Source organism: Synechococcus sp. H60.2 (assembly GCF_047462315.1).
Classification (GTDB): domain Bacteria; phylum Cyanobacteriota; class Cyanobacteriia; order Thermostichales; family Thermostichaceae; genus Thermostichus.
Map to the genome: position 1 here is coordinate 1 of NZ_JANSIZ010000104.1, position 6086 is coordinate 6086.

General features: G+C 61.4%; 6 protein-coding genes. 3 read left to right on the forward strand and 3 right to left on the reverse strand.

The window, feature by feature from the left end; translation table 11 throughout:
- Positions 1-59 precede the first annotated feature (59 nt).
- Positions 60-956, reverse strand: coding sequence for a hypothetical protein (locus NW845_RS12000; RefSeq protein WP_414378701.1), 897 nt, complete (start codon positions 954-956; stop codon positions 60-62).
- A gap of 239 nt (positions 957-1195) precedes the next feature.
- On the opposite strand from NW845_RS12000, the gene ccsB reads away from it, so the two are divergent.
- From ccsB to tig, 3 genes are all read left to right on the forward strand, one after another.
- Positions 1196-2206 carry a c-type cytochrome biogenesis protein CcsB gene (gene ccsB, locus NW845_RS12005; protein WP_414335454.1) on the forward strand — a complete coding sequence of 337 codons (1011 nt, stop codon included), beginning with the start codon at positions 1196-1198 and terminating at the stop codon, positions 2204-2206.
- 84 nt (positions 2207-2290) lie between these two features.
- Positions 2291-2674, forward strand: a complete 384-nt coding sequence (locus NW845_RS12010; RefSeq protein WP_414366497.1) for a LapA family protein — start codon at positions 2291-2293, stop codon at positions 2672-2674.
- An 88-nt stretch (positions 2675-2762) separates the two neighbouring features.
- Entirely contained in the window at positions 2763-4436 is a 1674-nt protein-coding gene (gene tig / locus NW845_RS12015; RefSeq protein ID WP_414378702.1) for a trigger factor, read from the forward strand.
- Between the two features lie 67 nt (positions 4437-4503).
- Here the strand turns inward: tig and NW845_RS12020 are convergent, their stop codons facing one another.
- Both NW845_RS12020 and NW845_RS12025 read right to left on the reverse strand, forming a co-directional pair.
- The gene (locus NW845_RS12020) at positions 4504-5628 is read right to left on the reverse strand and encodes an extracellular solute-binding protein (protein ID WP_414366493.1); all 1125 of its coding nucleotides are present in this window, start codon (positions 5626-5628) and stop codon (positions 4504-4506) included.
- Positions 5600-6058 carry a pre-16S rRNA-processing nuclease YqgF gene (locus NW845_RS12025; protein ID WP_414366492.1) on the reverse strand — a complete coding sequence of 153 codons (459 nt, stop codon included), beginning with the start codon at positions 6056-6058 and terminating at the stop codon, positions 5600-5602. Before NW845_RS12025 ends, NW845_RS12020 begins: the two co-directional genes overlap by 29 nt.
- Positions 6059-6086: the final 28 nt, after the last annotated feature.

Genomic DNA, 6086 nt, shown 5'->3' on the forward strand with positions numbered 1-6086 from the left:
CCCCCCCCCCCCCCCCCCCTCCTTTTTTTCCAACCCCACGACGGCATACGACCTCATGCCTAGTGTCGTGGGCGCGGAGATGTGTTTATGAGACTGGGTGTGGGTGTGGGCTGGGGCTGCACAATGGCCAGGGCCTCTTCCGCTTTCAGCTCGCCGCGGATCAGCTTGGAGAGAGTGTCTTGGCCGCCGGGGGTGTAGGTGATCTCGCGGGCAGCGCTGTTGAACACGTTGCGGATGGGATCCCCTTTGCTGTCCACCAGTTCCACCACCATCACATTGCGACCGGGCCTCAAGCCCTTCAAGTAAAAAGACTCCCAGCGATCCAGCAGGCCGGACTGACCGTTGAGGGTGTAGCGGATGCGCCAATCCCGCGGCAGGTCGGTCAGCAGACTCTCGCGTACCGGGGCGTTGGCCAGCCAAAAGTCCACCAGGATCGGCTCGGCACCGTAGCTGCCGGTGGGGCGGTTGTAGGTGAGCAAAGGCAGGTGCGGCTGCGGCACATACTCCGGCGTAGGCGCTAGCACATGGAAGCTGACTTGGGCGTAGGCCTCGGAGTTTTTAAAGCTCTCGTGCCAGGGCTTGCCGGCAAACACCCGCAGAGTATGGGATCCCGGCTCCAAATCCTCAAAAACAAGGGGAGCATCGGCATCGTAATGGGCGATGTAGGGCCGGTTGTCCAGCACTACGTGCAAATGGGGGCCGAGGCCCAGTTGCGGATCCTTAAAAAGCGGGTACCCCTGCACTGCAAAGCGAACGGTTACTTGCCGCTCCGACAACACCTCACCCGGCTTAGGGCTGAGGATCTGCACCCGCGGACGGCAGTGCTCCAAGTGGGCATCCAGCTTGGCAATCTCCGGCGGCACTGGTACCCGCTCGAGCTGAGGTAGCTGTTCCTGGGGCTGTTCAGGCGGGGATCCACCGCAAGCGACCAGCACAAGAGCTGCCACCAGAGCCATCCACCATCCCCATCTCCAGGTTCTGGCCTTTCCCGCGTGTCCTTGCATGAGCCTCACATCCCAACACTTTCGGTATCCTGCCGAGCAGCAGATAAGCCATCCCCACATTACCAGCATGTGTCCTTTGGGGAAGATCCCCTCCCCCACCCTAGAATGGGATCAGCGGTCTGGCCCAAGCGGGGTCAGGAGAACTTTTGAGGTCAGGTATGGCTTGGTTGGCGATAACGGCTTTTGCAGGCTTGGATCTAGCTCAGTGGCAGGCTTTACTCAACAACATGGCCTTTGCTGTCTGTTTGGGGGCCATGCTGTTTTACTGGGGGGGGGCAGCGTTTCCCCAGGTGCAGCTTCTGTCTGAGCTGGGCTTGGCGGGGATGATCGGGGCAAACTTGACGATCGCCGCCCTGCTGACGGCCCGCTGGATCGATGCCGGCTATTTCCCCTTGAGTAACTTGTACGAGTCTTTGTTTTTCTTGGCCTGGGGGATCACCACCTTGCACCTGCTGGCTCTCCACTGGACTCGTAGCCGTTGGGTGGGGGTGACGACCGCCCCGCTGGCGACAGGCATTGTGGCCTTTGCCGCCCTGGCCCTGCCGGAAGATATGCAGGCGGCCCAGCCACTGGTGCCGGCTTTGCAATCCAACTGGCTGATGATGCACGTAACTGTGATGCTGCTGGCCTACGCAGCCCTCTTGGTGGGATCCCTTTTGGCCATCACTTTTCTCATCGTCACCCGCGGCCAGGAAGTTCAGTTAAAGGGCAACTCCCTCGGCCTGCAATTTCGCCCCTCTCAGCCTGCAACCCACCCGGAATGGACAGAAGCCACCCTGCCATCTCCTGCTGCAGAACTGGTCTACGCCGGGATCCGCTCCCCCCGACCGGCTGAACCTCTTCCCCAACCGGCACCCAACGAAGCGATCGCTTGGCAACGGCTGAGCCTGGCGGAAATCTTAGACAACACCAGCTACCGGCTAATCGGGCTGGGGTTCCCGCTGCTCACCATCGGCATCATTGCCGGCGCCGTCTGGGCCAACGAAGCCTGGGGCACCTACTGGAGCTGGGATCCCAAAGAAACCTGGGCTTTGATTACCTGGTTGGTCTTTGCCGCCTATTTGCACGCCCGCATCACCAAAGGCTGGCAGGGCAGGCGCCCCGCCCTCTTGGCCAGCTTGGGCTTTGGGGTGGTTTGGGTGTGTTATCTGGGGGTGAACTTTCTGGGCAAAGGCTTACACAGCTATGGCTGGTTCTTCTGAGATCTCTTGGGCCAACAAATCAACCCCCGTTTGTGGGTATTCTGGTGCTGGCAAGCCGTCGTGGATCCCTCGAAGGAGAAAATCATGCAACTGTTCAACTACCTGATCCTGTTCTCGGCCCTCCTGGGAATCGCTCTTTTTGCCATGCAAAACGCCACCCCAGTCACGATTAACTTCGCCCCCGGAGTCACCATCGAAAGCCCGCTGGTGATTGAACTGTTGGCTTCTGCCGGGATCGGGGCCGCCCTTGCCTGGCTGTATAGCCTCTGGATGCGTATCCAGTTCAGCATCGAAGCCCGCGAAAAAAATCGGCAACTGCAGGAGAAGGAAGTCACCATCACCGAGCTCAAGGAAATGGTGGTGGAGCTGGAAGCCAAGGTCAAGCAACTGCCCCCCAGCAAGCGCGCCGAACCCCAAGAGGACATCCAGGAGGTGAAAGAAGTGGCCACCGAGGGATCCCCTGCCTAGAACTGCCCCGTATGGATCCCGTCGATCCCCAAGCGGTTGGGGTAGAATTGAACTTCTAACGGCCTCTTCCACTAGTCCATCACTTCCTATGCAGGTTACACAAGAAAAACGCCCTGGCAGCCGGGTTGGCCTCAAAATCGTGGTAGAAGCCGACCAGGTGAAGCGCTCCTACGAAAAAACCTTGCGCCAACTGGAGCGGAACATCCAGATCCCCGGCTTTCGCAAGGGCAAGGCCCCCCGCAACCTGGTGATGCGCCAGGTGGGCCGCGAGCGCGTCATGGCCAGTGCCGTCGATGACCTGATCAACGAGGCCATCCAACAGGCGCTCAAGGACACCCAACTGCGTCCCATCAGTCGCTTCGAGCTGGACGACAAGGTGGAGCAGCTTCTCGATCGCTTCAACCCGGAAGCCGATTTCAGCTTCTCAGGGTATGTGGAGGTGTACCCCGAAGCCCGCGTCGGCCAATACAAAGGTCTAACCGTCACGGCCACCCGCGTCACCGTCAAGCCCGAACAGGTCGACCAGCTCATCGACCGGTGGCGGGATCAGCGGGCCACCCTCCTGCCCGTAGAAGATCGGCCCGCCCAGTTGGGGGATGTGGTGGTGATCGATTTTCAAGCTCGCGACGCCGAGGGCAATCCCCTGGAGGAGATCGCCGCCCAAGACTTTCAGTTGGAGCTCAAAGAGGAGAACTTCATCCCCGGTTTTGTGGCGGGCGTTGTCGGCATGCAGCTCGACGAAACCAAGGAGATCACAGCCACTTTCCCCGACGATTACTTCAGAAAAGAGTTGGCCGGGAAAACAGTTACGTTCACCGTCTGCCTCAAAGAGATCAAGACCAAAGAGCTGCCGGAGCTGGATGACGCCTTTGTACAGGAGATCAGCGAGTTTCAGACGGTGGCCGAGCTGCGGGAACACCTGCAAAAGCGCCTCGAACAAGATGCTCTCAGGCAATCTGAGGAAAACCTGGAGACGGCCATCCTCAACGCCATCTTGGAAACCACTGAGGTGGATCTGCCGGAGACCCTAGTCGAGCAAGAAACGACACAACTGTTGGCCCAAAGCCTTCAGTCGCTGCAGCAGCAGCAAGGGGTCACGCCGGGAGAGATCCGCAAGCTCTTGTCCCAAATGCCGCCCGAAACCCTTAACCAGTGGATGGAGCGCTACCGGCCTGAGGCCATCAACCGGCTGCGGCGCACCTTGGCTCTCAGTGCCATTGTCCGGCAGGAGCAGATTGCCGTAGGCCCCAACGAATTGGAAGCCGAGGTGGAAGAGGTGATGGCGGCCTACGCCCAGCAAGGGCAGAAGCTGGATCGGGAGCGAGTACGCCAAGTCGTTCACGAAGATCTGCTGACCAACAAAGTGATGGCCTGGCTGAAGGCTCAGACCACAGTCAACTGGGTCGATAGCGAAGGGAATCCCACCCTCTCTGGCAGCTCTGAGGGTGAAGACTGGCAAGAGAGGGCTGAATCGCCTGGCACATCGGTGCCGGAGGCGGAGTTTGAGGCCGAGAGGCCAGAAGCAGAGGGATCTGGGATCCCTGGGGCAGTTGAGCCTCCTGTCGATACGAAAGCCGAGGGGGAGGTCGCAACAGAGCCGCAGGCAGCTCTCCCTTCTGTAGAAGCAGAGGTGTCTGGGATCTCTGAGGCGGTTGAGCCTTCTGCAGAGGCGGCCACAGCCCCTACTGGCTTGCAACCGGAACAGGCCGCTGCAGCCGAGGAGAAACCCAAACCGGGCAAAAAGAGCAAAAAGGGCAAGTAGAGGATCCCAGTTACCCCCAGACTTGCGGGTTCTCACACTTTGGCCGCCGGGGTTGGGAAAAGCCAGGCTACAGGAGGCCGCGCCGCATCTGATCCCAGAGGCGAAGATAGGACTCAGCTTCGGCGGAGCTCAGAGGCCGCCAAATCTCGCCGCGCTCCCAGGTAGAAGGCTGGAAGTCAGCCCTGCGACGCAGCCGAGGGGGGAGTTGGGCCCAATCCAGCGGCAAAACCGAAGCGATCCCGCTCAAGTTCACCAGGCGGGGGACGAACTCTGGGGTTAGGACGAAGTCAATCCAGTCGGCCAGCAGGGATCCTTCCAGCTCTGGGGAAGCGTTGTGAGCTCTATGAGGCCGCACCCAGACATCCCACCAGATGGCGGATCCCGAAGCCGGGATCACCACCTCCAGCTCGGGGTAGTTGGCCTGGGTGACGTAGAGATCCTGCGACCAGCCCACAGCCACCCAGCTATCGGCCAGGCGCAACATGGGCAAGTAGTCGGCGGAAGTATAGGCCAGAACCTGGCGGTGCAGGGATCCCAGCTCTCGCCGCAGTTCGGCCTCTTCGGGATCGAGGGGATCGTTGTAGGAGCGGCCCAGCTTTTTGAGGACGAGCCCGATCACCTCCCGGGGGTGATCCGGTAGGGTGAGCTTCCCGGCCAGCTCAGGCCGCCACAGATCCGCCCAGTCCCGGATGGGGTTGCTCACCCGGTCGCGGCGGTAGGCAATGGCCGTTACCCCCCAGCGCCAGGGCACGCCCCAGATCTGCCCCTCTCGCCGGGCAGCAGCCTGCCAGCGGGGATCCAAGTGCTGCCATCGTTCCCCCAAGAGGTCAGGTGGCAAGGGATCCAGCCAACCGGCAGCAATGGCCCGATCCAAGGCGTCAGCTCCCAACAGGCTCAGGGCCGCTGCTGACGGCTGCCACCGGAACCATCTCCCCGGATCCCACCAGGCCGGCTCAGGCGGCTGGACGCTCTGCCGCAGGTAGGCCAGCAACTGGGCCCGCTCGTCCAACAGTTGCAGCCGAAAGGGAACCTGGGTGCGGCGGCGAAACTCGTTCACCAAGCTGGCTGGGATCCCTTGTTTAAGGGCGAGAATGAGGGGCAGAGAGCCCCTAGGCCCGCCACAGCCGGCCACCGCCAGCCCCAGCAGGATCCCGTATAGAAATTCACGTCGGCTCAGCCCTTGCTTGCCCACGCCAGTACCGCTCCACCAGAATCAGGGCCACCAGATCATCGTAAGCCTTGTCCGGCACCCGCATTCCCTTCGGCAACAGCCGCTCCCATCCCCGCGGTGGGTAAAAATCCCAGTAGCGCTGACGGGCCTCTTGGGAGCTGTGCCTCTCGTCCACCAGAACGATCTGTTGGGGTGGGAGGAGCGACTGCAGTTGCTGTTTCCAGCCTCGCGCCGTTGTCTGATTTCCCAGGATGAGCCGCTCCGCCCCAAACTGTTGCCAGAGGGCCTGCAACCTGGCCAAGGCCTCCCCCGCCAAGACCACCTCCCGATGCAAGATCTGCCACGCCGGCTGAACTTGCACCACGGCAAGGCCGCACTTGTCCCGCCCCGGGTCAAAGCCCATCAGCACTCGCCCCTCTTCCAGCCCGCCCAGGTGGAGTGGATCCCTCATCCCCCAATCTGCCCCGCCTGCTGAACGG

Bases quoted from the DNA above. Each gene is read 5' to 3' on its own strand.
- NW845_RS12000 (WP_414378701.1), bottom strand. From the start codon at position 956: ATGGCTCTGGTGGCAGCTCTTGTGCTGGTCGCTTGCGGTGGATCCCCG.
- NW845_RS12010 (WP_414366497.1), top strand. From the start codon at position 2,291: ATGCAACTGTTCAACTACCTGATCCTGTTCTCGGCCCTCCTGGGAATC.
- tig (WP_414378702.1), top strand. From the start codon at position 2,763: ATGCAGGTTACACAAGAAAAACGCCCTGGCAGCCGGGTTGGCCTCAAA.
- NW845_RS12025 (WP_414366492.1), bottom strand. From the start codon at position 6,058: ATGAGGGATCCACTCCACCTGGGCGGGCTGGAAGAGGGGCGAGTGCTG.